The 26,776-nt window shown below is 29.6% G+C and carries 21 protein-coding genes, 4 tRNA genes, 1 rRNA gene and 1 other annotated feature; all 26 genes read right to left on the reverse strand.

The window, feature by feature from the left end; translation table 11 throughout:
* Positions 1-224: ribosomal RNA gene (locus tag BM119_RS16495) — 16S ribosomal RNA — on the reverse strand; the annotation flags it as partial.
* Positions 225-553: 329 nt separating this feature from the next.
* Positions 554-1,264, reverse strand: coding sequence for a flagellar motor protein MotB (locus tag BM119_RS16500; RefSeq protein WP_090042828.1), 711 nt, complete (start codon positions 1,262-1,264; stop codon positions 554-556).
* 2 nt (positions 1,265-1,266) lie between these two features.
* A complete protein-coding gene (locus BM119_RS16505) occupies positions 1,267-2,058 on the reverse strand; it encodes a flagellar motor protein (protein WP_090042829.1) in 792 nt (263 codons plus the stop codon).
* A 277-nt stretch (positions 2,059-2,335) separates the two neighbouring features.
* The gene (gene hcp / locus BM119_RS16510) at positions 2,336-3,976 is read right to left on the reverse strand and encodes a hydroxylamine reductase (RefSeq protein ID WP_090042830.1); all 1,641 of its coding nucleotides are present in this window, start codon (positions 3,974-3,976) and stop codon (positions 2,336-2,338) included.
* Between the two features lie 342 nt (positions 3,977-4,318).
* On the reverse strand, positions 4,319-5,698 hold the full coding sequence (murD, locus tag BM119_RS16515; protein ID WP_090042831.1) for a UDP-N-acetylmuramoyl-L-alanine--D-glutamate ligase: 1,380 nt from the start codon (positions 5,696-5,698) through the stop codon (positions 4,319-4,321).
* Positions 5,699-5,992: 294 nt separating this feature from the next.
* Complete coding sequence (locus tag BM119_RS16520; RefSeq protein WP_242948451.1) at positions 5,993-7,093, reverse strand: iron-containing alcohol dehydrogenase family protein; 1,101 nt, start codon at positions 7,091-7,093, stop codon at positions 5,993-5,995.
* A gap of 313 nt (positions 7,094-7,406) precedes the next feature.
* Positions 7,407-8,798, reverse strand: coding sequence for a glycine--tRNA ligase (locus BM119_RS16525; protein ID WP_090042832.1), 1,392 nt, complete (start codon positions 8,796-8,798; stop codon positions 7,407-7,409).
* 44 nt (positions 8,799-8,842) lie between these two features.
* Positions 8,843-9,009, reverse strand: a binding site (T-box leader).
* 50 nt (positions 9,010-9,059) lie between these two features.
* On the reverse strand, positions 9,060-9,698 hold the full coding sequence (locus tag BM119_RS16530) for a trimeric intracellular cation channel family protein (protein WP_090042833.1): 639 nt from the start codon (positions 9,696-9,698) through the stop codon (positions 9,060-9,062).
* Between the two features lie 179 nt (positions 9,699-9,877).
* Positions 9,878-9,952: transfer RNA gene (locus BM119_RS16535), tRNA-Asn, on the reverse strand.
* A 61-nt stretch (positions 9,953-10,013) separates the two neighbouring features.
* On the reverse strand, positions 10,014-10,418 hold the full coding sequence (locus tag BM119_RS16540; protein ID WP_207647690.1) for a DUF2752 domain-containing protein: 405 nt from the start codon (positions 10,416-10,418) through the stop codon (positions 10,014-10,016).
* Positions 10,408-10,734: a DUF4234 domain-containing protein gene (locus BM119_RS16545; protein ID WP_242948452.1), complete on the reverse strand. Its 327-nt coding sequence runs from the start codon at positions 10,732-10,734 to the stop codon at positions 10,408-10,410. The genes BM119_RS16540 and BM119_RS16545 overlap by 11 nt, the downstream gene beginning before the upstream one ends.
* Positions 10,735-10,880: 146 nt before the next feature.
* Positions 10,881-12,386 (reverse strand): lysine--tRNA ligase, encoded by a 1,506-nt coding sequence (gene lysS / locus BM119_RS16550; RefSeq protein WP_090042834.1) that lies wholly within the window; start codon positions 12,384-12,386, stop codon positions 10,881-10,883.
* 14 nt (positions 12,387-12,400) lie between these two features.
* Positions 12,401-12,880 carry a transcription elongation factor GreA gene (gene greA / locus BM119_RS16555; RefSeq protein ID WP_090042835.1) on the reverse strand — a complete coding sequence of 160 codons (480 nt, stop codon included), beginning with the start codon at positions 12,878-12,880 and terminating at the stop codon, positions 12,401-12,403.
* A 201-nt stretch (positions 12,881-13,081) separates the two neighbouring features.
* Complete coding sequence (gene dusB, locus BM119_RS16560; RefSeq protein ID WP_090042836.1) at positions 13,082-14,044, reverse strand: tRNA dihydrouridine synthase DusB; 963 nt, start codon at positions 14,042-14,044, stop codon at positions 13,082-13,084.
* Positions 14,045-14,051: 7 nt separating this feature from the next.
* The gene (locus tag BM119_RS16565) at positions 14,052-14,837 is read right to left on the reverse strand and encodes a type III pantothenate kinase (protein WP_090042837.1); all 786 of its coding nucleotides are present in this window, start codon (positions 14,835-14,837) and stop codon (positions 14,052-14,054) included.
* Positions 14,838-15,106: 269 nt separating this feature from the next.
* Positions 15,107-15,481: a biotin/lipoyl-containing protein gene (locus BM119_RS16570; RefSeq protein WP_090042838.1), complete on the reverse strand. Its 375-nt coding sequence runs from the start codon at positions 15,479-15,481 to the stop codon at positions 15,107-15,109.
* A gap of 42 nt (positions 15,482-15,523) precedes the next feature.
* Entirely contained in the window at positions 15,524-15,865 is a 342-nt protein-coding gene (locus BM119_RS16575) for an OadG family transporter subunit (RefSeq protein ID WP_090042839.1), read from the reverse strand.
* A 13-nt stretch (positions 15,866-15,878) separates the two neighbouring features.
* On the reverse strand, positions 15,879-17,348 hold the full coding sequence (locus tag BM119_RS16580) for a carboxyl transferase domain-containing protein (RefSeq protein WP_090042840.1): 1,470 nt from the start codon (positions 17,346-17,348) through the stop codon (positions 15,879-15,881).
* A gap of 344 nt (positions 17,349-17,692) precedes the next feature.
* A complete protein-coding gene (locus BM119_RS16585) occupies positions 17,693-19,363 on the reverse strand; it encodes a formate--tetrahydrofolate ligase (protein ID WP_090042848.1) in 1,671 nt (556 codons plus the stop codon).
* A gap of 234 nt (positions 19,364-19,597) precedes the next feature.
* Positions 19,598-21,400: an ATP-dependent zinc metalloprotease FtsH gene (gene ftsH, locus BM119_RS16590; protein ID WP_090042841.1), complete on the reverse strand. Its 1,803-nt coding sequence runs from the start codon at positions 21,398-21,400 to the stop codon at positions 19,598-19,600.
* 89 nt (positions 21,401-21,489) lie between these two features.
* Positions 21,490-22,032, reverse strand: coding sequence for a hypoxanthine phosphoribosyltransferase (gene hpt, locus BM119_RS16595; RefSeq protein ID WP_090042842.1), 543 nt, complete (start codon positions 22,030-22,032; stop codon positions 21,490-21,492).
* Positions 22,025-23,437 carry a tRNA lysidine(34) synthetase TilS gene (gene tilS / locus BM119_RS16600; protein ID WP_090042843.1) on the reverse strand — a complete coding sequence of 471 codons (1,413 nt, stop codon included), beginning with the start codon at positions 23,435-23,437 and terminating at the stop codon, positions 22,025-22,027. Before tilS ends, hpt begins: the two co-directional genes overlap by 8 nt.
* 131 nt (positions 23,438-23,568) lie before the next feature.
* Entirely contained in the window at positions 23,569-25,932 is a 2,364-nt protein-coding gene (gene spoIIE / locus BM119_RS16605; RefSeq protein WP_090042844.1) for a stage II sporulation protein E, read from the reverse strand.
* 526 nt (positions 25,933-26,458) lie between these two features.
* Positions 26,459-26,547 (reverse strand) — tRNA-Leu (locus tag BM119_RS16610).
* A 40-nt stretch (positions 26,548-26,587) separates the two neighbouring features.
* A tRNA-Met gene (locus BM119_RS16615) sits at positions 26,588-26,664 on the reverse strand.
* 4 nt (positions 26,665-26,668) lie between these two features.
* Positions 26,669-26,744: transfer RNA gene (locus BM119_RS16620), tRNA-Met, on the reverse strand.
* Positions 26,745-26,776: the final 32 nt, after the last annotated feature.

Genomic DNA, 26,776 nt, shown 5'->3' on the forward strand with positions numbered 1-26,776 from the left:
CTTGTAGCGGATTACTCCTTTCATCACTTTGAGATGCCTCAATGTGACAATATGCGGTATTAATCCTCCTTTCGGAGGGCTATCCCCCACTACAAGGCAGGTTGCCCACGTGTTACTCACCCGTCCGCCGCTAGATTGTTTCCGAAGAAACTCTCTCGCTCGACTTGCATGTGTTAAGCACGCCGCCAGCATTCATCCTGAGCCAGGATCAAACTCTCAATTTAAAAAGTTTAATCTCTTAGCTTTTCGCTAATTATTTACTGTAAAAGAATTGCTGGTTCTTTATCTTAATCTGTTTAATTTTCAAAGACCAATTTGTTTGCCGCTTCATGCGACTTCTTTATAATAACATTTGTATTTTTACTTGTCAACTACTTTTTTCAATTTATTTAAAATGAATTTCTAGGTGACTTGTTAAACAACATAGATAATGATATCAATAATACTATTTATATTTCACTATAAAATAGGTCATATTTTATATTTATATCTCTTTTGCTTGTATTTTCTAATTAATCCTTATTATCTTATGTATAGATACACTTGGTTTAGTTTATTTTGTAATCTCTAATTCATTATACTTTGAATTCAATATTATTATCTCTACTCTCCTATTTTTGTTTCTTCCTTCATCTGTTGTATTCTGTTCAACTGGTTTATATTCACCATATCCAACAACAGATACTCTTTGTGGCGAAACCTTACCATAGTCTATTAAAAATTCTCCAACATTACTTGATCTAATTGAGGACAATTGCCAGTTTGATTTATACTGATCATTTTTTATAGGTACATTATCTGTATGTCCCTCTACTCTTATATAGTTATCAACTTTATTTATTACATTGCTTATTTTTATAAGTTTATTTTTTACATCCTCTTTTACATCAGCTTTTCCTGTATCAAATATCATACTATCATTAAATCTTATTATAAGACCTTTATCCTCCATATATGTTGATACAGAATCTCCAAGTCCATATTCGCTTATATATTTATCCATATCCTTTTGCATATCATCAAATTTTTGTTGCTCTGTTTGAATTGGAGTAACACTATCACCATCTCCATTAGAATCAGCTATAATATTTCCGCCCCCTCCCATAACAGATCTAAATGAATCAGAAACAGCTTTATATTTACTACTACTTACATTGCTCATTGCATATAATATTACAAAAAACACCATAAGAAGAGTTATTAAATCTGAATAAGTCAATAGCCATCTTTCATTATTAGGTTCTTTTTCAGGTCTCTTTTTCATAATTATTCACCACTTTTTATATCTTTTATTTGCAATAATTCATCACTAGTCATAAAACCTTCTAGCCTTTTTATAAGTGCATTAGGATTCGCACCCTCTTGTATTAACAATATACCTTCTAATATCATTGTTTTTTCACCTATTTCTACATCATTAAGAACTTTAAGTTTATTGGCAATAGGTAGCCAAATCAAATTCGCTGATGCTATTCCATATAATGTAGCAATAAATGCTAATGCTATTTTAGGTCCTAATGAAGTTGGATCATCTAGATTTCCAAGAACATGTACTAGACCTGTTACAGTTCCTATGATTCCCATAGTAGGTGCATAGCCACCAGCTGCTTCAAATATAGATGCTGTTTTTCTGTGTCTTTCATCTGTAGCTTCTATATTAGTTTCCATTGTACCCCTTATAACATCTGGTTCCATACCATCTATGACCATCTCGAAAGCCTTTTTTCCAAAGCTATCTAATATGTTATTCGCACTATTAACTTCTTGTTCCAAGCTTAAAATCCCATTTTTCCTCGAATTAACAGATAACCCTTTTAGATATTTTGCTACATCTACAAAGTTGCTGTTATCACCTTTGAACAGTATTTTAAATGCTCTCCCTACTGTTTTTAATTGTTTTGCTGGAAATGAAATTATTACTGCTCCTATAGTTCCTCCAAATACTATAAGAAAAGCGCTGAATCCTCCTAACGCAACTAAATGCCCCCCCTCCATTAAGAATGCTACTATAATTGATACAAATGCTACTAGTAAACCTATAATAACTGTTAAATCCAATTTTCTCCCTCCTTAGATTGTTTTTGAATTGATTATAGTGCTTGTCTAACTTATATTCAAAACCTTCTGGTTATATTATCCAGTCCTTCATAGTTTATTTTTACCATCTATTCCGTTTTACGTCTATTTATCTTATATTTACTCATTTTTATGCTGAATAATACCTGTTGTTTATTAATTATTTTTAATTTATAATTTTCTCTATAGTTTCTACAACAATACAGGTACTTTCCAGACACAAAAAGGATTGACTAAAAACATTAGTCAATCCTTTTTATTATGCTAAAAACATTTCCATATCATCTTCAACATTTGTTATTCCACCAATTCCAAATGACTCTATTAGAACTTTAGCTACATTAGGTGATAAAAATGCCGGTAATGTTGGTCCTAAATGTATATTTTTAACTCCTAGATGTAATAATGCTAGTAAAACTATTACTGCTTTTTGCTCATACCATGCAATATTGTAACATATAGGTAACTCATTTATATCATTTAATTCAAACACTTCTTTAAGTTTTAATGCGATTAATGCCAATGAGAATGAGTCATTACATTGTCCTGCATCTAAAACTCTTGGAATTCCATTTATATCTCCAAGATTTAATTTATTATACTTATACTTAGCACATCCCGCTGTTAATATAACCATATCCTTTGGTAATTTCTCAGCAAACTCTGTATAATAATTTCTTGATTTTGCTCTACCATCACAACCTGCCATTACAAAGAACTTCTTTATAGCTCCAGATTTAACTGCATCTACTACTTTATCTGCTAAAGCAAAGACTTGATTATGTGCAAATCCTCCTATTATTTCTCCCTGTTCTATCTCAATAGGTGCTGAACATTTTTTAGCATGTTCTATTATAATATTAAAATCTTTATTTCCATTGTCATCTATAGGTATATGCTTTAAATCTGAATGACCAACAACCCCTGTTGTATATACTCTATCTTTATAAATATCCTTTGGTGGTACCAAACAGTTTGTTGTCATTAGTATTGGTCCATTAAACTTTTCGAATTCTTCTGTTTGCTTCCACCATGCATTTCCGTAGTTTCCTACTAAGTTTTTATATTTTTTTAATTGTGGATAATAATGAGCCGGTAACATTTCGCTGTGAGTATATATATCTATTCCAGTTCCTTCTGTTTGTTTTAATAATTGTTCTATGTCTTTTAAATCATGTCCACTTATTAATATTCCAGGGTTATTTCTAACTCCTATATTAACCTTTGTTAATTCTGGATGACCATAACTTTCTGTGTTGGCTTTATCAAGTAATGCCATTCCATCAACGCCAAATTTACCTGTTTCTAATGTTAATCCTATTAAATCATCTACTGATAATTTATCATTTATAGTAGCTGCTAATGCTTTATACATGAATTCACTTATTTCTTTATTTTCAAATCCTAAATGGTTAGCATGCTTTATATATGCGCTTAAGCCTTTAACGCCATATGTTATTAATTCTCTTAAGCTTCTTATATCTTCATCTTCAGTAGATAATACACCTACTTTACCTGCCTTATCAATCATATCTTCATCATCTTTTGGTTCCCATGTAGATGCTTCAGGTAAATCACTTAAATCTCCATTCTTGTCTTTTACCTGATTCTTTAACTCTTCTCTTAATTTAATACCTTCTTTAATTCTTACTATAAATATAGAATTATCCCAATTGGCATTAGTTATTGTTGCAAATAATGATTCAACCATAAATTTATCAACAACATCATTAATAACTCCTATTTTTCTTCCTCTATATGCTACCTCTGATATTCCTCTAACTACATAAACTAAAAGATCTTGTAAAACTGCTAGATCTTCTGTTTTTCCACAGACACCTCTTTTTGTGCAACCAGTACATCCTGCTGTTTCTTGACATTGAAAACAAAACATTCCCATAATCTATATCCTCCCAAAATTTATTTTTTAAATTTATCTTATAATAAAATTATACTAATTTAGTCCACTTTATTCTGTAACATATGTTACAGAAAACAAAAAATTGCTACACCATTCTTTAAGTGAAAAGTTACAAGTTGCGGTTGAAAGCCACAGATTTTCTAAAAATATTTTTTCTTTCATCAATCTTCCCAAGAAGATTTCCTACTTAACTTATCACTTGAAACTTGTCACTCAAATAACCTCTCCAACTTCAACTAAGAAACAATACTTTCCGCATAAAAAAAGCAGATAAAAACGCAATAAGTTTTTTATCTGCTTTAAATGTAGCTTTTTATTATTTTATTTTAAATCATTTACTATATCCTTAAATTTATTTCCTCTAACCTCGAAGTTTTTAAACATATCAAAACTTGCACAAGCTGGTGATAATACTATTGAATCACCTTCATTTGATATTTCTACTGCTTTTTTAACTGCTTCCTCCATACTATCTACCATATGAATCTTAGTTTTTATCCCTTTTTCTTGCTCTAATTTATCAAAAACAGCTTTTATTTTATTTTTTGTAGCTCCCATAAGAATTAATTCCTTTATTTTAGAATATCCTTCATAAGCTAAAGGCTCAAATGGTATATTTTTATCGTATCCACCTGCGATTAATATTACTGGCTTTTCATAAGTTGATATTGTGGCTATTGTTCTTGTTGGACTTGATCCTATAGAATCATTATAAAATTTAATTCCTTTAAATTCTCTTAATAATTGATTTCTATGATCAACTCCTGTAAATGTAGTTGCAACTTTTTTCATATTTTCAATAGAAACTTCTTCTTTTGTAGCTAAAAATGCTGATAAGTAATTTTCAACATTATGCATTCCTTGAATAATTATATCACTCTTATTACACACCTTATTTTTACCTACATATAATGATCCATTATCATAATATGCACCATCATCTATTATTCTCTTACTTGAAAATAAACTTACATGTCCCTTTGCTTCTGAAACAAAGGAATAAGTTATATCATTTTCTCTGTTTAAAATTAGTAAATTGTTATTCTCTTGATATTTGAATATATTTTTCTTAGAATCTATATATTCCTCCATACCTTTATGCATATCCAAGTGATTAGGACTAAGATTAGTTACTATAGCGATATCAGTAGATACATCCATAGTCATAAGTTGGAATGAAGATAATTCTAGAACTACTCTATGCTCTTCTTTTATTTGCTCCATATTTGAAAAAAGAGGAGTACCTATATTCCCACCAACCCAAGTAGTATATTCTTGTCCTTTTAATAAGTTATATATTATTGAAGTCGTTGTTGTTTTTCCATCACTTCCTGTAACTCCATAAATTTTAGCTGGGCAATACTTAACAAATTCTTCCATTTCTGATGTTATATAAGCACCATTAGCTTTTTCTCTTACTAATGCTGGACTATCTATTCTCATACCTGGAGTTTTAAATATTACTTCAAACCCTATTAATCTTTCTAGATAATTTTCCCCTAGCTCTAAATTAACACCTTTCAATTTAAGATTATTTGATATATCGCCTAGTTGTGTTTCTGTTTTTTTATCAAATGCAGTAACTTCAGCATTTAAATCTATTAAAAAATTTATAAGTGGTATATTACTAACACCTATACCAACTACAGCAACTTTCTTTCCTCTTATGTAATCCTTAAATTCATTAAAGTTCTTTTTCATAAATAATCCTCCTAGATAAATATACCTATATAATCTAATATATTTATATTTCTAATTTTTGACTCATTTATTCCTTATTATATCATCTATTACCAATTTATTTAAGGCACACGAAATAAAATAACAAGTCAAAGATGCCATATATATTTTGTGTCAGACAATGAAGTGATATTAGTTCGTAGCATAGGTTATAGGCTAATATCGTTGACGCAGTATGACACAAAATAGACTAGCACACTGATTTATTATTTTTTGAATGTGCCTAAATATCCATATTTCTAAAATAGTTATCTACTACTTTAGAAGGCTTTTCTTGTATATATTAAATATTTCTTCTTCTGTAATTGCCTCAGGATGATTTTTTAGTTTACCTTTATTACTTGCCATTCCTTTTGAATACTCTCTTATTTCTTCTTCTGTAACCCTAAAATCTAAATTTATTATTTCATCTAGATAATTTCCTAAAGTGTCTATAGATTCTAATTCTAATATATCTATTATTTTTCTTACTTTTTCTTGATTTTTAAAGCATTTTAAATACTCTCTATAAAGTATACAATTAGCAACTCCATGAGATATTCCCTTGTTATATGTCAACGCATACCCCATACCATGAGGTATAGAAGTTCCAACTTGAGCAATTGCAAATCCACCTAACATAGACACCATCATAAGGTTTTCTCTTAAATCCATGTCCAATTCCTTCTCTATAAGTTTTATTAGACACTTTTTAAATATTCCTATTCCCTTTTCACAATACATGTCACTTATAAAATTGGCATTTGTATTTAAATAGGCTTCTACCAAATGAGAAAATGCATCAACAGCTGTGCTAACTGTTATATCAAAATTCATATCCTTCATATATTTTGGATCTAAAAATGCTACTTTCGGGAAAACACTATGTCCCATATTCTTTTTGCATTTATCTTTGTTATCTGTAACTATTGCATATTGTGTAACTTCTGTACCAGTACCTGCAGTTGTTGGTACTGCTATTATAGGCAAGCTTTCAAGATTTTTTTCACCTATAAAGTGAAATGCAGTATATTTTATATTTTTAATTAATATTCCTATGGCTTTAGATGCATCTATAGGTGATCCACCACCAATACCTATTATAAAGTCTACGCCTTCATCTATACCAATTATTCTTGCTTTTTCTATTGTTTCTAGTGACGGATTTTCTTCAATACTGTCAAATACAACATAATCTATATTTATTTTATTTAGTAAAGTTTTGACATCATCAAATGATCCGTTTTTTTTAGAAGAATTTCTTCCAGTAACTATAAGAGCCTTATCTCCATATTTCTTTATAACTTCTCCAAAATTCGAAATTACATCTGTACCTATATAACATTTTGTGGGTATCTCATAAGTAAGCATATTCATAATTTAATTCCTCCTATAATGTGTAAGTATATTAATCTTACAAAGTCATATTAATATATATTATAATTCTTTAAATTTATAATTAGGCACATGAAAGAAAATAACAAGTCAAAGATGTCATGTATATTTTGTGTCAGACAAGGAAGTGATATTAGTTCATAGCATAGGCTATGGGCTAATATCGCTGACGCAGTATGGCATAAAATAGACTAGCATACTGACTTGTTATTTTTTTGAATGTACCTAAAACCTCTTGTACTATAAAAAAAACCTAGAAGTTTAGACTCTTTTATCTAAACTTCTAGACATGTTTTTAAAATTCCATTCTTTTATTTATATAATCAACTAATTCATCTATACTTAATCTTATTTGTTCCATTGTATCTCTATCTCTAACTGTTACAGCATTATCTTCTAATGTATCAAAGTCTACAGTTATACAGAATGGTGTTCCTATCTCATCTTCTCTTCTATATCTCTTACCTATAGATCCAGCCTCATCATAATCAACATTGAAATGTTTTCTTAACATGTCATAAACTTCTGTTGATTTTTCTGATAATTTTTTAGAAAGAGGTAATACTGCCGCTTTAAATGGAGCAAGAGCTGGGTGGAATCTTAATACATTTCTTGAATCTCCGCCTTCTAACTCTTCTTCGTCATAAGCATCTATTAAAAATGCTAACGTAACTCTATCTGCTCCTAAAGATGGTTCTATACAATAAGGAACATATTTTTCATTAGTCGTTGGATCCAAATAACTTAAATCTTGACCTGAATGTTCCATATGTTTTTTAAGGTCATAATCTGTTCTATCAGCTACTCCCCATAATTCTCCCCATCCAAATGGGAACAAGTATTCTATATCTGACGTTGCATTAGAATAAAATGATAGTTCTTCTTCACCATGATCTCTCATTCTTAAATTGCTTTCATTAGCTCCTAAAGTTAACAAGAAATTCCAACAATATTTTTTCCAGTAATCAAACCATTCTAAATCTGTTCCTGGTTTACAGAAAAATTCAAGTTCCATTTGTTCAAACTCTCTTGTTCTAAACGTAAAGTTTCCTGGAGTTATTTCATTTCTAAATGACTTTCCTATTTGACCTATACCAAATGGAACTTTTTTTCTTGCACTTCTTTGAACATTTTTAAAATTTATAAATATTCCTTGTGCAGTTTCTGGTCTTAAGTAAATTTCAGATGAAGAATCTTCAGTTACACCTTGGAAAGTTTTAAACATAAGATTAAATCTTCTTATATCAGTATAGTTTTTCTTTCCACATTTAGGACATACTATATTATTGTCGTCTATATATTGCTTTAACTCTTCATTAGTCCAACCATCTGCTGTAGCAACCTCTACTCCACTGGCAGTCATATGATCTTCTACTATTTTATCAGCTCTGAATCTTGCTTTACATTCTTTACAATCCATCAATGGATCTGAAAATCCGCCAACATGACCTGATGCTACCCACACTTGACTATTCATTAATATAGCACAATCAACCCCAACATTATATGGACTTTCTTGAATAAATTTTTTCCACCAAGCTTTTTTAACATTATTTTTAAATTCTACACCTAAAGGACCATAATCCCAAGAGTTAGCTAAGCCTCCGTATATATCTGATCCAGGAAATATAAATCCTCTGTTTTTGCATAAAGCAACTATCTTATCCATAGTTTTTTCAACTGCCATAATATATTCCTCCTAATTTTTTATAATAAAAAAAGGCCTTCACCTTAAGGGACGAAAAAAATTCCGCGGTTCCACCCTTATTGGCTAATGCCCTACTTTCAACTTTATTATGCTCTAAAGCTCCTTTCATATTAAAATCATAATGATTTCCACCAAACATCATCTCTCTTAAAAGATTTTTAATACTACTTTTCTTTGTCATCGCAATATATTTAATTATATATAAAATTTTAACAAATTATTTTTTATTGTCAAGGAATATTATACATCTATCATATCTTTCTCTATAAAAAAGTTATTATCTCCTGCCGGAAGATTAATATTATACTTTACAGCTATCATTCTAACACTAAATGTTATAATACTACTAATATACATTGCTATAATTCTAGACACATATGGATATGTAAAATAAAATGTTAATCCACCAATGACGCAGGCTACCGCATATACCTCTTTTTTAAATACATTTGGTATTTGTTTAACAAACATATCTCTTAAAATACCACCTCCTACGCCAGTCAAAACCCCCATAGCCACAACTCCAAAACATCCAATTACCTCGTTATTTACTGCCGCATTAGAACCAACTGCAGTAAAAACCCCTAGTCCTATGGCATCACTAAGCACCATAGAAATTCTAAATTTTGAAATATAAGTATAAAACATAAACGTAATTATAGCGCAAATTATAGCTATAATACTAAACACAGGATCTTTAATAGCACTGGGTGGTATGGTTCCAATTATTAAATCTCTAAATATACCTCCACCCACCGCTGTTGTTATAGACATAAAAATTACTCCAAATAAATCTAACCTTTTTTCAATCCCCAATAAAGCACCTGATATAGCAAATGCTGCCGTACCAATAAATTCAAGAACACTTATTACTTCCATAATTATATACCCCTTATTTTTTTTTACTATATAATTATAAATAAAATTTCATATAACTTCTTCCTTTATTGGATTTTTCAATAAATAATATTAGTATTATAAATAGTTAATAAAATAAAAAAAAGAGATAAAAACTTATCTCTTTATATATACGATCTTTATTAAATTCTAAATTAAAATGGCTCCGCAGAGAGGATTCGAACCTCCAACCTATCGGTTAACAGCCGAGTGCTCCACCATTGAGCTACTGCGGAATATTTACTACATTTATTATTATATCACATTTTATTTTAAACGCAATACTTTTTTATTCTTTTAGAAACTATTTTTTAAAAACTTAATTATAATGGGGATTACTGCATTTTCATTAAATATCATTGGATTAATATCAGGAAACATAAGACACATTCTTACTATCCATACAGCAATAAATATAATTATTATAGATATATTTAGTTTTTTTTTATTATTTATAAAGGCTAATGGAATTATAAATAATACTATGAAAAGGGGATTATACCTAAATGCTTCTCGTATATTAAACTTAAATAAATTTATCATTGCTCTTGTCATACCACAAGCTGGACAGGGTATTCCAAAAATATTGTAAAAAATGCATATACTTTTACCTGTATTTATAACATATATATAACTTAAAAATCCAATAACTAAAAGTATTACTAAACTTTTTAGTTTCTCTATGTTTTTATCATAAATCATTTATTTCTGATTGCATTATACTTTGAGATATTATGCCAAACCCAAATATAGATAATATTAAATATACCACTGAATTATCGCTAGCCCTATTATTTATTCCATTTAATCTATATAATCTTTTGCCCATTTTATAGTTCCAATATATATAATATATACCACATGTAACAATTGAATATACTAATTCTAATCCACCCTCTTCAGGTTCTCCATCATATCTTGAAAGATCATTGCTAAGCATAACCATCCATACGAGAAAATAAATTCCACAAGTTAAAATAGATAATATTATACACTCAAATATATTTCTTTTTCTCAATATTTTCCCTCCTAAATAATACACTATAATATTTTATTCAAAAGTTATAAATAAATTCCAATAAACTTGTTTTTTATGCTTTCATCTATACATTAAAGAAAAAGTCTTTATAAAAATATAATTTTTATAAAGACTTTTAATATTTACTATTGTTGTGGTTTCATTGTTGGGAATAAAATAACATCTCTTATAGAAGATGAATCTGTTAAGAACATTACTATTCTATCTATACCTATTCCAAGACCACCTGTTGGAGGCATTCCTGTTTCTAAGGCACTCATGAATTCTTCATCTATAACATAAGCTTCATCATCACCAAGTTCTCTTTCATTGGCTTGTTGCTCAAATCTATCTCTTTGAACTATTGGATCATTAAGCTCTGAGTATGCATTACATATTTCTCTACCATATATGAATCCTTCAAATCTTTCAGTATATTCTTCATTACCTCTCTTTTTCTTAGTTAATGGAGATATTTCTACTGGATAATCACATACAAGTGTTGGCTGAATTAAATGAGATTCTGCAAACTCTTCAAACATAGCATTTAATATGTCACCCTTTGTACAATTTTCTATTTTCTTCTTAAATTCTAAGTTCTTTTCTTTAGCTATAGCTTGAGCTTCCTCAGCACTTTTTATTTCATTAAAGTCTATTCCTGTATGCTCTTTTACTAAATCTACCATTGTAGCTCTTCTCCATGGTGGAGTAAGATCTATTTCAGTTCCTTCATATGTTATCTTAGTTGTTCCATTTACTTTTTCACAAGCATACGCAACCAAATTCTCAGTTATTTCCATCATATCATTATAATCAGCATAAGCTTCATAAAGCTCTATCATTGTGAATTCCGGATTATGTCTTACAGATGTTCCTTCATTTCTGAAGTTCTTTCCTAGATCATATACCTTTTCAAAACCTGAAACTATACATCTCTTTAAGTATAACTCTGTAGCAATTCTTAAATACATATCTATATCTAATGCATTATGATGTGTTGTAAACGGTCTTGCAGCAGCTCCTCCTGCTATTGGAGAAAGTATTGGAGTTTCGACTTCTAAGTATCCTCTAGTATCTAAGAATTCCCTTACTGCTCTTATTATTTTTACTCTCTTTAAGAAAGTCTCTTTAACCTCTGGATTAGTTATGATATCAACTTCTCTTTGTCTATATCTTAAATCTGGATCTTTTAATCCATGCCATTTTTCTGGTAGTGGCTTTAATGATTTACATATAAGCTCATACTTTCCGACTTTAACAGATATTTCACCTGTTTTTGTCTTAAAAACTTCACCTGTAACAGCTATCCAGTCTCCTAAGTCTAATGTCTTGAATTCTTTGTGAGCTTCTTCACCAACTATATTAATCTTAACAAATAATTGCATTTTTCCATCTCTATCATGTATATCAGCAAATCCCGCTTTACCTTGAACCCTTTTAGACATAAGTCTACCTGCTATTGTAACAACGCTTCCTTCTAATTCTTCAAAGTTTTCTTTTATCTCTGAAGAAGTATGAGTTCTTTCTACTTTATAAACGTCAAATGGATCTTTACCTTGAGACTGTAAATCTGCAAGTTTTTGTCTCCTTAACGCTTCCTGCTCATTATATTGAGCTTCCAATTCATTGATATTAAGTTCTTCGTTACTCATTAATTGTACCTCCGTTAATCTCTTCTTATTCCTAATATTTCAAACTTAGATACTCCACCTGGAACATTAACTTCTACAATTTCTCCTACTTTTTTTCCTATTAATGCATTGCCAACCGGAGATTCGTTCGATATCTTATATTCCATAGGATCAGCCTCAGCAGAACCTACTATTATATATTCAACTTCCTCATCAAATTCATAGTCTTTAACCTTAACTATAGAACCAACAGAAACTAAATCTGTAGATATCTCACTCTCATCTATTACTGTAGCATTTTTTAACATGTTTTCCAATTGAATTATTCTACCTTCAACAAAAGCTTGCTCATTTTTAGCTTCATCATATTCTGAGTTTTCACTTAAATCTCCATAGCCTAAAGCAACCTTTATTTTTTCAGTTATTTCTTTTCTTTTAACTGTTTTTAAATATTCTAATTCTTCCTCTAATTTCTTAACGCCCTCGTAAGTCATTATATATTTCTTATCGCTCATTTTTACTACTCCCCTTTAATATTCTACTAATGATTATATATTATATATTTTTTTATTACAAATAAAATGGAAATACTCTACTTATATTATATGTTTAACACATTATAGAATAGGTATATATCCTTGTCAATATTCTAACTAACTCAATATTTGATTAAAATTAGGTGAAGGAAAAACTTCACCTAATTTTAATGTCTTCTACTATAACTTATATTTAAATTCCTCAAGATAAGTTATAACCTGTTCAAAGTTGCCTATTCTATTTATATTGTCTTTAAGATCTGTTGAATATGGCATTGATTTTATATACCATCCTATATGTTTTCTCATCTCTCTAACAGCTTTATATTCTCCACTATACTTAATAGCAAGTTTATAATGTCTTATACACATATCAATTTTTTCTAAGTTAGATGGATTTTTAACAATATCCCCTCTTAACTTATCATATATTTGTTTAAAAATCCATGGATTCCCCATTGATCCTCTTGCAATCATTATACCATCACAGTTAGTTTTATCTATTATCCTTTTAGCATCCTCAGCTTCAAAAACATCTCCATTTCCTATAACTGGTATGTCCACAGCAAGTTTGACATCTCTTATTACATCCCAATCTGCTTTTCCTGAATAGAGTTGTTCTTTTGTTCTTCCATGAACAGCTATAGCATCTACCCCTGCCTCTTCCATATGTCTTGCAAAATCTATTGCAAGGATTTCATCACTATTAAATCCTTTTCTAAATTTAACCGTAACGGGCTTTGAGGTAGCTTTCTTCATTTCTTTAACTATTTCCTTAGCTAATTCAGGAGTTTTCATTAGAGCTGACCCTTCACCATTTTTAATGATTTTGGGCATAGGACACCCCATATTCACATCTATTATACAAAACTCTTGATTATTTTCAAAAGTTTCTGCTGCTTTTGCCATTATGTATGGATCATTTCCAAACAGCTGTACTGCAACTGGTTTTTCCTCTTCAGCTATTTTCAAAAGTTCTGATGTTTTATCATTACCATAATATAAACCTTTTGCACTTACCATTTCTGTATAAACAAGACCACAGCCCATCTCTTTACATAATCCTCTAAAAGCTATATCTGTTACCCCTGCCATTGGTGCTAAAAATACATTATTATCAAAACTAAGTTTTCCTATGTTCATCTATTAATTACTCCTTATTCTTTTGATATATGATTTTCAACCCTTCTAAAGTTAGATATTGGTCTATTTTATCTATGCAGTTTGTTTCTTCATAAATAAGTTTAGCAAGACCTCCTGTAGCTATTACGTATGGATTTTCCTCTCCTAATTCAATTATCTCTTTCTTCATTTTTTCAACTATATATTTAACTTGACCTATGTATCCATATACCATACCTGCTTGCATACTGCTTATAGTATTTTTACAAATTATATTAGGTGTTTTTATAAGCTCTACCCTTGGTAATTTTGCAGCTCTTTCAAATAATGCTTCTGATGCAATTTGTACCCCTGGACATATAGCCCCACCTAAATAATCTCCACATTTAGTCAATGCACAAAATGTTGTAGCCGTTCCAAAATCTATTATCACACATGGTCTTTTATATATTTCATGTGCAGCTACAGCATTTACAATTCTATCTGCTCCAACCTCTTTAGGATTATCATACTTTATATTTATACCTGTTTTTATACCAGGTCCAACAATTATAGGTGTTATATTAAAATATTGTGATATCATAGTCTCTAATGAGTGCATTATATTAGGTACTACTGAAGATACTATAACTCCATCAACATCAGTTGGGTTTAGTTTAGCGTTATGAAATAACTGCATTACTTCAATCCCATATTCATCCGATGTCTTTTTAGAGTCAGTTGATAATCTCCATTGAGCTATAAACTTATTATTCAATCTATTATAGACTCCTAAAACAATATTAGTGTTGCCAACATCTACAAGTAATATCATTACTGCCACCGCCTCTATATAATTATAAAAGCAGCTAAACAGCTGCCCTTATGTTATAAAATATATTTTATCATATTTTTACATAATTTAAACACAATTTTTAATAAATTTATTATGTCCTAAAATCATATTAATCTATTAATATATTTATACTTTAATATAAATTAATTTTATCCAAACATAGACAATAATATTCCAGCCTTAACAGCTGAACCTATAACCTCATGAACATTAGGTACCATGGCATGAATTAATAAAGCTTTCATCCATTATTCTATAACTAAAAGTAAATCTCCAGTGTTTACTGTTACTCCTTTAGTTACATTTATCTTTACTACCTTACCATCCTTAGGTGACATTATTTCATTTTCCATCTTCATTGCTTCTAAGATAAATAAGACTTCTCCACTTTTAACATTCTGATTTTGAGATACATTTACTTCTAGTATCGTTCCCGGCATAGGGCTTTCAACCTTTTCTCCTAAAACTATAACTGAATCATATTCGTTAGCTTCTTCTGTCTCTAATAATTTTTGCTCCTCATATTTTTGTTCTATAGTTTCATTTTTAAACTCGCCTTTTACTTCTTCCACTTCCACTTGATAAAGAACCCCGTTAACTGTTATATTATATTTCTTTAACATTAAAACTCTCCTCCAAACAATTATATAAACATATTTTTTATCTTAATAGTTTGTCCAATTAGTTTCATCTACTCTCTTTATACTCTTTATTTTAAAATCTGCTACATTTTTCCCTGTATGCATACTCAAAGCTCCCATTATAGCTGCAATTAATTCTAAATTATCTTCTTTAATAAACTTTTCTTCAGTCTCATTATTAATATAATCTTGATTTGTTTTAATATTATTGTCTTCTAAGTTAGATTTATCTTCTTTTAGTACCTTATCTACAGTTTTTGTTTGAAGTTTAATCATTAGCATAAGTATAATTAAAATCAAAAATACAATAACCATAAAAAGTAGGGTTACAATTCCTGAAAAGCTTAATCTTTGCGGAAAATTCATACACTCATCTCCCTTATATCAACATAGTTCCATGGCTTTTAGTATACTTAACTTCTTTTTTTGTTTGAAGCATATCTATCAACATATATAGTCTTGCTCTTGTTTCTCTTGGAATTATAATATCATCTATTAATCCTATTTCTGCTGCTTTATATGGGCTAACCATATCATCAATTAATTTACTAATAATTTCCCTTTCTTTCTGCTTAGGCTTTTCTGCTTGTAATATTTCACTTCTTTTCATTTTCTTTATTATATTTTCTGGATTAGATAAACATATTTGAGCACTTGGCCATGCATAAACAATATCAAACCCACTTTGTTTTCCACTAAATGTCATATAACTTGATCCATAGCTCTTTCCAACAATTAGTGCAATTTTAGGCGTTGTTGATTCTGATATAGCAAATGTTAATTTTGCTATTGAAAAATATAATCCCTCTTTCTCCGAATCTAAACTTACTTCAAATCCATCAGTGTTTACCATGGATATTATTGGTATATGATAAGCATCACATAACTTAATAAATCTGGTTAATTTATTTATATCATTTATATTTAAGTATTCCTTTGAAGTGCAAAAAATTCCAACTGTTATTCCATTTATTTTTCCTAATACTGTTGATACATTATGACTCATTTCTGCATAAAGCTCCAACCTTGAATCATCATCTAAAACATGATTAATAATTAAATTAAGATTCAGGTTATTTTTATTACACATTTCATCCAATATTTCCTGTATGAATTCCTTGTTACTATGTTCCTTTTTTACATTTTTACACATATTATTAGATGGTATATACCCAACTATCTTTTTTGTAATCTCTATACACTGCTCATCATTATCCATCACTATAGATGCCCCACCTATGTTAGATGACTTTGATGATGACCCCAATTCACTTTTTTCTATAAAAGTCCCCTCTTTATTACTTAAAAATTCATATGAATTTAAAGTCATACTCCCTGTATCTTTTGATATTATTGTAAAATCGCTCATAGATGCTGTTACCGCTGACATTCCTAAGCACGGTCCTAATATCAATGATATTTGGGGTATAACTCCACTTGTTTTTGCTATTATATTGTTTATTTTCGAGTATTTTTTAAGTATTTCTAGCCCTTCCTCTATTACAACACCTGCTGAATCTAATATTTGAATTATTGGTGCACCCATTTTCAGCGCTAATTCTATTATGTCTACAATTTTTTCTGCACTATTGGAATTCATTAACGCTCCATTTTTTGTATAATCCTGGCTATATACATATACAAGTTTCCCATCAATTGTTCCATATCCAGTTATTACGCAAGATTCTTTAATAAACGCGCCTATTTCTATAAATGAATCCTCATCTAAAAGTATATTTATCCTTTCTCTTGCTCCCAATTTTTTTAACATATGCTGTCCTTCTAATTTTTTTTCTTCATTCTGATTAAAATTTTCTTTTATACCAATAAGTTTTTTAACATTATCCATGTTAATCCTCCTTAATTTGCATATTTGAGCTTTAATAATATTTATTTATGAAAACATTTGCATGAATATTAAAAATTTTTTCATTACTTTCTTTTTTGACACATATATTTCTTTTTTTATTCAATATTAACATATTCTATATCTTAAATACAACTTATGTAAATTTTGTTTTATTTATTCCATAACTATATTCTATTCTAAAAACAAAGAAATAAAGCACATGAAAGAAAATAACGTTACTTAATCCATGCTTGACTTATAGTGTCTTTAATTATCCCAAAATTAAAAGGGGTTGTTTAAATAATAATATTTAAACAACCCCGTAATAAACTCTTAATATTTTTTTAAAATAATCCTACTATATCTCCATTTTCTAATACATCCATTTTTTCCGCTGCTGGAATTTTTGGAAGTCCTGGCATTATCATTACATCTCCTGTTAATGCAACTATAAAACCAGCTCCATTTGAAACTCTAACCTCTTTAACAGTTATTTTAAAGCCACTAGGTCTTGCTAAAAGCCCTGGATTATCTGATAAAGAATATTGAGTTTTTGCCATACATATTGGCTTCCTATCTAATCCAAATTTCTCTAATTCTTTTATCTGTTTCTTAGCCTGTGGTGTAAATTCAACGCCATCTGATCCATATATTACTTTAGCTATCTTATTTATTTTTTCTGATATTGATAATTCTGAATCATATAATGTTTCAAATTTACTTTCATCTTTTTCTAATGTCTTAAGCACGCAATCTGCAAGCTCTAATCCACCTTCTCCACCTTTTGCCCATACATCTGATAATGCCACTTCAACATTGTTTTCTTTACAGAATTCTCTTATATACTGAAGTTCATCCTCACTATCACTTACAAATCTATTTATCGCTACTACTACTGGAACATTAAATTCCTTTATATTTTCTATTTGTTTCTCTAAATTCTTGATTCCAGATTTTAGTGAATCAACATTAGGAATGTTTAAATCTTCTTTTTTCACTCCACCATGATGCTTTAACGCTCTAACTGTAGCAACTATAACCACACATTTTGGATTTAAATTCCCAAATCTGCATTTTATATCAAAAAACTTCTCTGCTCCAAGATCTGCTCCGAATCCTGCTTCTGTTATAACATAATCTCCTAATTTTAATGCCATTTTAGTAGCCATTAAGCTATTACATCCATGGGCAATATTTGCAAAAGGTCCTCCATGAATTATTGCAGGAGTGTTTTCTAAAGTTTGTACTAAATTAGGCTTTATAGCATCTTTCATAAGCATAGCCATAGCACCTTCTACTTTTAAATCCTTACAATAAACTGGTTCTCCCTCTAGGTTATATCCAATTAATATTTTCCCCATTCTCTCTTTAAGGTCCATCAATCCATCTGCTAAACATAAAATAGCCATTATTTCAGAAGCTACGGTAATCATAAAACCATCTTCTCTTAAAAAGCCATTTGGTTTTCCACCCATTCCTACAACTATGTTTCTTAATGCTCTGTCATTCATGTCTAAAACTCTTTTAAAAGTTAATCTTCTTGAGTCTATTTTAAGTTTATTTCCTTGATGTATATGATTGTCAATAGCTGCACTTAATAGATTATTTGCAGCAGTTATAGCATGCATGTCTCCTGTAAAGTGAAGATTTATATCCTCCATAGGCACCACTTGAGCATATCCACCACCAGCAGCACCACCTTTTACTCCAAAGACAGGTCCTAATGATGGTTCTCTTAAAGCTATAACTGCTTTTTTATTAAGCTTACATAATGCTTGTCCCAATCCAACTGTAACAGTAGATTTACCTTCTCCTGCTGGTGTTGGGTTTATTGCAGTAACTAATATTAATTCCCCATCTTTTTCATCTTTCAGTTCTTCAAGTATATCTAAAGATAACTTACATTTATACTTTCCGTATAACTCTACATTATCCTCATTAATACCTAATTTTTTTGTAATGTCCATAATTGGTTTCATTTTTGCACCTTGTGCTATTTCTATATCATTTTTCATATAATTTTTGATTGCTAAGCTTTGCAATCATCCTCCTTCCAACTTATTATTAATTTGAAAGTAGCTTTTACTAATGTTTATATATCAAAATTATACCATCATCCCTATATTAATTAAATATATTTATTGAATTTTCTTATAAATATATTTAGGACTATAGAAAACATATTTTATCTATTCTTTTGTATAAAAAAATCGTTAATGGTTGTAATTCCATTAACGATTCTTTTATTTTTAAACTTCAACACATATTTGTTCGAATTCTTCCCCATCAATCTTTTCTTTCTCAAGAAGAACCTTAGCTACTGCTTCAAGCTTAGTCATATCATCTAATAATATTTTCTCTGCTCTCTTATATGCCTTATCAACAAATTTCTTTATTTCTTCGTCTATTTTAGCACCTATCTCTTCACTAAAGTTTCTACTTCTTCCAAAATCTCTTCCAAGGAAAACTTCATCTTGATCACTTCCATATGATATAGGTCCAACTGCATCACTCATACCATATTCCATAACCATTTTTCTTGCTATTCCACTTACTCTGTCTATATCATTTTTGGCTCCTGTACTTATGTCTCCTAAAACTAGTTTTTCTGCTACTCTACCACCTAATAATATAACCATTTCATCTAATAGCCATGACTTAGAAGTATATGATCTATCTTCTTTAGGAAGACTTAATGTATATCCTCCAGCCATACCTCTAGGTATTATACTAATTTCATGTACCCTATCAGCATTAGGTAATGATCTTGTAACCACAGCATGACCTGCCTCATGATAAGCAGTAAGTTTTCTTTCTTGCTCATTTTTTGCTCTACTTTTCTTTTCTGGACCTGCTATAACTTTCATTATAGCACTTTCCATATCTTCCATATCTATTACTTTATTACCCCTTCTAACAGCAAGTAATGCAGCCTCATTTGAAAGATTCTCTAAATCAGCTCCTGTAAATCCTGGTGTTCTCTTTGCAAGAATATCTAGATTCACATTATCTGATAAAGGTTTATTTTTAGTATGAACTTTAAGTATTTCTTCTCTTCCCTTAACATCAGGAGCTCCAACAAGTATTTGTCTGTCAAATCTACCTGGTCTTAATAAAGCTTTGTCTAGTATGTCTGGTCTGTTAGTTGCTGCTATCATTATTATGCCTTCATTTACACCAAATCCATCCATCTCAACTAGCAACTGATTAAGAGTTTGTTCTCTCTCATCATGTCCACCGCCTAAACCAGCACCTCTTTGTCTTCCTACTGCATCAATTTCATCTATAAAAATTATACATGGAGCATTCTTTTTAGCCTGCTCAAATAAATCTCTTACTCTTGATGCACCAACTCCAACAAACATTTCAACAAAATCTGAACCTGAAAGACTGAAGAACGGAACATTTCCCTCTCCAGCTATAGCTTTTGCTAAAAGAGTTTTACCTGTTCCTGGAGGTCCTACTAAAAGCACTCCTTTAGGTATTCTAGCACCTAGTTCCATATATTTTTTAGAATTTTTTAAGAAGTCTACTATTTCTGCTAGTTCTTGTTTTTCCTCGTCAGCACCAGCTACATCTTCGAATGTAATTTTTCTCTTATCTGGAGTGGCTAACTTAGCTTTACTTTTTCCAAAGTTCATTACGCCTCTGTTTCCACCGCCACCTTGAGATTGTTGCATAAAAAAGAACCAGAACGCAAAAAGCATTATAACAAACATTATTGTAGGTAATATGTTAAGCCAACCTGGTAAATTTGTGGGTCTATCATATACTTCTCCTACATTCTCATTTGGATGTTGAGATATAAATTGAAATAATCTCTCAGCGGGAACTATAGTTACATAACTAGTACCATTAGTTAAAGCTCCCTCCACAGTCATATTATCATCCCTAAGTTTGAAGTTTTTAACATTATTTTGTGTCCATTGCTTTTGGAATTCATTAAAAGGTATAGCGCTACTTGATTTGTTTGTCTCAGCTAGCGCAACTGCCCCAAGTACAATAAATACTAATACAATTATCCAGGCCGTTAAACTCGAAAATTTCTTCATTCTTAATTTGGCCCCCCTCTCTTTCAAATTACTGTAAATTGACTATAAAGATTTTATCATATGCTATCGCCTATTACAACAAGTAAACATTACTTGTTCTTATAAATTTCTTCCTTTAATATTGCAACAAAAGGGAAATTTCTATATTTTTCTGCATAATCTAATCCATATCCAACTAAAAACTCGTCAGGAACTTTAAATCCTAAATATTTTGCATTAACATCAACCCTTTTTCTATCAGGCTTGTGTAATAATGCTGCTATTTCAACACTTTTAGGATTTCTAGCCCTTAAATACTCTGCTAGATATTGAAGTGTAATACCTGAATCTATTATGTCCTCTACTATTAAAACATGTTTTCCTTCTATGTCATTATCTAAATCTTTTAGTATCCTAACAATTCCAGATGTTTCTGAAGAATTACCATAACTAGATACTGCCATAAAATCTAGATATACAGATGTTTTTATTTCTTTCATTAAATCTGACATAAACATAACAGATCCTTTTAATACACCTATTAGTACTATATCTTTACCTTCATAATCTTTTGTTATTTTTTCTCCAAGCTCTTTTATTTTATTTTTAATTTGTTCTTCTGTAAGTAGTATTTCTCTAAAATCTTTATGCATTTTCTTCTTCCTTTCTGTAAAACTTTACCTGTAAAATTCTTTTTGATTTTCTACTTATTTTAAATTTGTCACTAACTCTATACCCAACAATCCATGCTATTTCATTATTTATAGTCACTAATGGAATATCATCTCTATCATCTTTTGGTATTTTTAAGTCAATAAATAAGTCTTTCAACTTTTTATTTCCATTCATACCATAAGGTGTAAATTTATCTCCATTCATTCTACCTCTTATAGTTACTACAGAGTTACTGTCTTTCAAATCAAAATACTTTATAAAATTATTATTTTTAAAGTCTAATACTTCAGAATTGTTAGTAATCCTTAAAGCAATAGTATACCCTTTGAAAGAATTTTCTAACACAATACCGTCTTTTAATTTCTCTTCGTCAACTTTAAATTCAATTACATCAGAATTCTTTGCCAAAGTTTTAAATTTTATAACTATATTATCATATACATTTTCAGCTATCAAATTATTTGGCAAATTAATTTTTTTACCTGTACCTTGATTACTTAAACATATAATATCATGTATATGTACTTTTTCGATATTATATAAGTTACCATTTAAATTAGATATAGCTTTTCTTAAGATTCTAGATAAAATTGACTCATGTTCATTAAATAAGTCTTTACTTATTTCAATTTTATTATTATGTTTACAACAAAATTTTTCATACTTTTTTTTGCAAACCTCTTCTAAATAATCATTATCTATATTCATTGTTTTTGAAAACCTATTTAATGTACTTACTATGTCTTCATTAAAATTTTCTTTTATATATGGTATAAGTTCTAATCTTACCTTGTTTCTAGAATATATAGTCTCTAAATTAGTTTTGTCAATTCTTGGATTCAATTTATTTTCTTCGCAATAATTTTCAATTTCTTGTCTTGTTAATGAAAGAATAGGTCTTATATATATATTATCTCTTACAGGTTTTATGCCTATAAGTCCTTCTATTCCTGTTCCTCTCATTAATCTCATTAGTATTGTTTCTGCTTGATCATTTGCATTATGGGCTACTGCTATTTTATCAATACAATGTTTATCCTTTAATTCATTAAAAAAATCATATCTAGCTTTTCTTCCACCCATTTCGCTTGATAGCCCTAAATTCTTGCTATAGTTATTTATATCCACCTTCTTGCTATAAAAAGGTATATCTAACATTTCACAGAAACTTTTAGCATAATCTTCATCCTTATCAGCCTCACTGCCTCTTAAACAATGATTCAAATGAGCTGCATGTAATTCTATATTAAGTTTATCTTTTAGCAACCATAGCATATGTAATAAACAAATAGAATCTGGACCACCTGATAATGCAACTAAAACTTTTTCCCCATCTTCAACCATCTGATTTTCATTAATAAATCTTATAACCTTTTTTAGCATGAATTCACTTCCTAGATAATATTAATAAAGTTATTATAACATAGTTTTTAAAATGTGAAGATAGTTTATCACAAGTCTTTAAACATTCTTTTAAAATTATTTTAGAGTAAAAAGCACTCATAAGAGTGCTTTTAATATAAGCTATATATTTTTGAGGTTATAATTGTGATGTCATCTTTGAATTTTTCTCCACTAAACTCTCTAGCCTTCTTCATTATTTCATCTGATAGTTCTTGTGGATTATTACAATTTGATCCACTTAAATAATTTATTAACCACTCTTCATCAATGGCCTCTAATAAACCATCACTAAATGTAAAAATCATATCTCCACTTTTTAAAGTTCTATCAATAATCTCAACATCAACCTTATCTAAAACGCCTATTGGTAATGTTTTAGATTTTATAACATCTATATCTGTTCCTCTTTTTATTAGGCTGGAAACTGCTCCTACCTTCATAAATGTTATATCTCCACTATATAAATCTATACTATTTAAATCTAAAGTTGAAAATTTTTCATCATCTGAAAATCTTAAACTCATAACTGAATTAACCGTATTAATTGCAGTTTCTTTTCCAAAACCATTTTCCGTAAATTTTTCTATAAGCTCAATAGCTGCATTACTTTCTCTATGAGCCTCTGGTCCTGATCCCATACCATCACTTATTACCGTTATATATGTCCCATCTTTAAGTTTACCAAAAGTATAACTATCTCCATTTAATTTTTCACCATCTTTACTTTGTACATCAACATAGGAAGCCACATGAAACTTTGGAGTTTCTTCAAAGTAAATAGTGCTTTCTTTTGTTTTACTATCTACTATACACCCCTCATCATTTACACACATAGCCTTTTCACAAACTTCATTTATTAATGAAAGTAATTCCTTTACACATTTTTTCGTGCTATAAAATCCATTTTGTGTAACTTTAATATGGATTCTAGCATTTCTATCCTCATAACATAGTATATCCTTAACTTTAAAATTCTTTTTATTTAATAAAACTCTAATTTTTTTCTCTAATTCCATATTAAAAGTAACTTCTTTATTAAAATCTTCTAGAATCTCTTCTATTGTTCCTGACATATTTTTAATTTGTCCAGATAATAACTCCCTTCCTTCACTTAATCTTTTTCTCCACATTTCACTTATTATATAATTATTTACTATATCTTCTGTATAACTAGAAATAGCTGTCCTTTTTATACATCTGTTTTCTAGATGTTTAGGCATTTTATCTATGTTATTATGATAATTATCAATAAGCTCTCCAAAGGCTAAATAAGTTTGATGAAATTCCCTTTGCCAACAGCTTGATTTCAAATCACAGTTTCTACATACTTTGTCAGCAAGATTTTCTATAAGGGCACTACTTTTTTCTTTCATAACTAATCTATCATTATCAACTAAATCATTTAAAATAGATGACATAGATTCTAATATTGAAGAGAATGTATTTAACTTATTTGAAAAAACACACTTTATTTTCTCTATATATTCTTCTCCTATTACATCCTGCTTTCTTTCCCAATCAAGCTCACCAGCCCATCTGTCATAAAATTTTCCTGGTATAGCCAAAAATATTAATGCCGTTACAATACCTTCAACTATTTTCATATCATTTGATATGCCAGAGTATAGCTTAAGTATCGAGAATATTACTATATAAGATAATGCGGTTAACCATTTTCCAGTATCCTTAAAGATTCCTACTATAAGCCCACAAACACCGTAAACGCTTATGAAATTCATCATATTATTTGATGAGATACCTACGATTACTCCCATGGCTACACCCGTTGCTGCTCCTATGGCACTTCCATTTGTATAAGATATTATGATAATAAATGTTAATGCCAATAAATTTCTGAAACTTACTGTAAAAAACTCAATTCCCCAAGTCCCTGAAATTATTAAAGATATAACTATTGCCATACTTATTATTTCTTCATTTTTAAATAAATGTTTAGTTTTTATTTCTTTGCTGCATATTATGGCGTAATCAATAATAAAATATATTGGAACAATACATGCCAAATGAAACATTGCCGTAAAAAATATTATTCCTAAAGTGTAATGATTCATGAAATATCTATATAAAACCATAGCCACTACAATAAATAATGAAGATATGATTATCTTATGTATTGCTTTTACTCCCTTTAATGTATAATTTATAGTAGTTATTAAAGTTATCATTATTATATATAAAGGAATTTCATAAAGCTTATTTATTAATGTCAGATATCCTATAGAAGTTCCTATAAATACAGCAAAAGGAAGTTTATCTTCTCTATGTTTTATCATTGATAAGGCTAATGCTATTCCAAAAGGCGCTGTGTCATTTATCATTGTAACTCTACTAATCAAAACGGCACCTATAAAATAAGCTAAAAATTTATATGGTACTTCTTTCTTTGCTATCTTCTTCTCACTACTATGTTTTTTAATTCTCTCATAACTAGCAACCTGTGCTCCTAATTGCATTCCATTCCCCTCCTACCATTTTTTTCCTAATCGGTAACATTATTATATCAGAGGCCATTGGAAATAATTGTCATAAGATTTACCAAAAAAAATATTTCGTATTACATAATTATAGAAATATACTAAAAAGAAAACACATACGGTTACGAATGTATATGTTTTCTTTTTTTATCATATTTTTAGTTATTTATAAAGTTATCCACAATATATATGATAAAACTAACAATCTCTATGTATATATTGTGGATATCTCTTTAAATAACCTAATTTATAAATTGTCGTCTATGTTAAAAAGAAGGATTTTTTTGTGGATAATTTTTGGTAATATTTAACTGAATATCCCTTTAAGTGACAAGTTTGTAGTGACAAGTGGCAAGTTGTAGTTTTAAACCACAGGTTTTCTTAAAAAAATTTCATTCTTAATTCTCAACTAAAACAACCCTATAGTTTTCTTAACAATAAAAAAAGTATAATTAAGCACTTTATCTTAAAGTGTTTAATTATACTTTTTGCATTTCATATAAAATGGTGCTGAAGACCGGAATCGAACCGGTACGGTGTTTAACCACCGCAGGATTTTAAGTCCTGTGCGTCTGCCAGTTCCGCCACTCCAGCACGTTATATATGTAACTTAAATATTAAGTTTTCAACAATATGGTAGCGGAAATAGGACTTGAACCTACGACCCTTCGGGTATGAACCGAATGCTCTAGCCAGCTGAGCTATTCCGCCACATTGGTTGCGGGGGCAGGACTTGAACCTACGACCTTCGGGTTATGAGCCCGACGAGCTACCAACTGCTCCACCCCGCGTTATATTGGTGCTGAAGACCGGAATCGAACCG

It is taken from the genome of Clostridium frigidicarnis, assembly GCF_900111985.1.
Taxonomy (GTDB): domain Bacteria; phylum Bacillota; class Clostridia; order Clostridiales; family Clostridiaceae; genus Clostridium_Z; species Clostridium_Z frigidicarnis.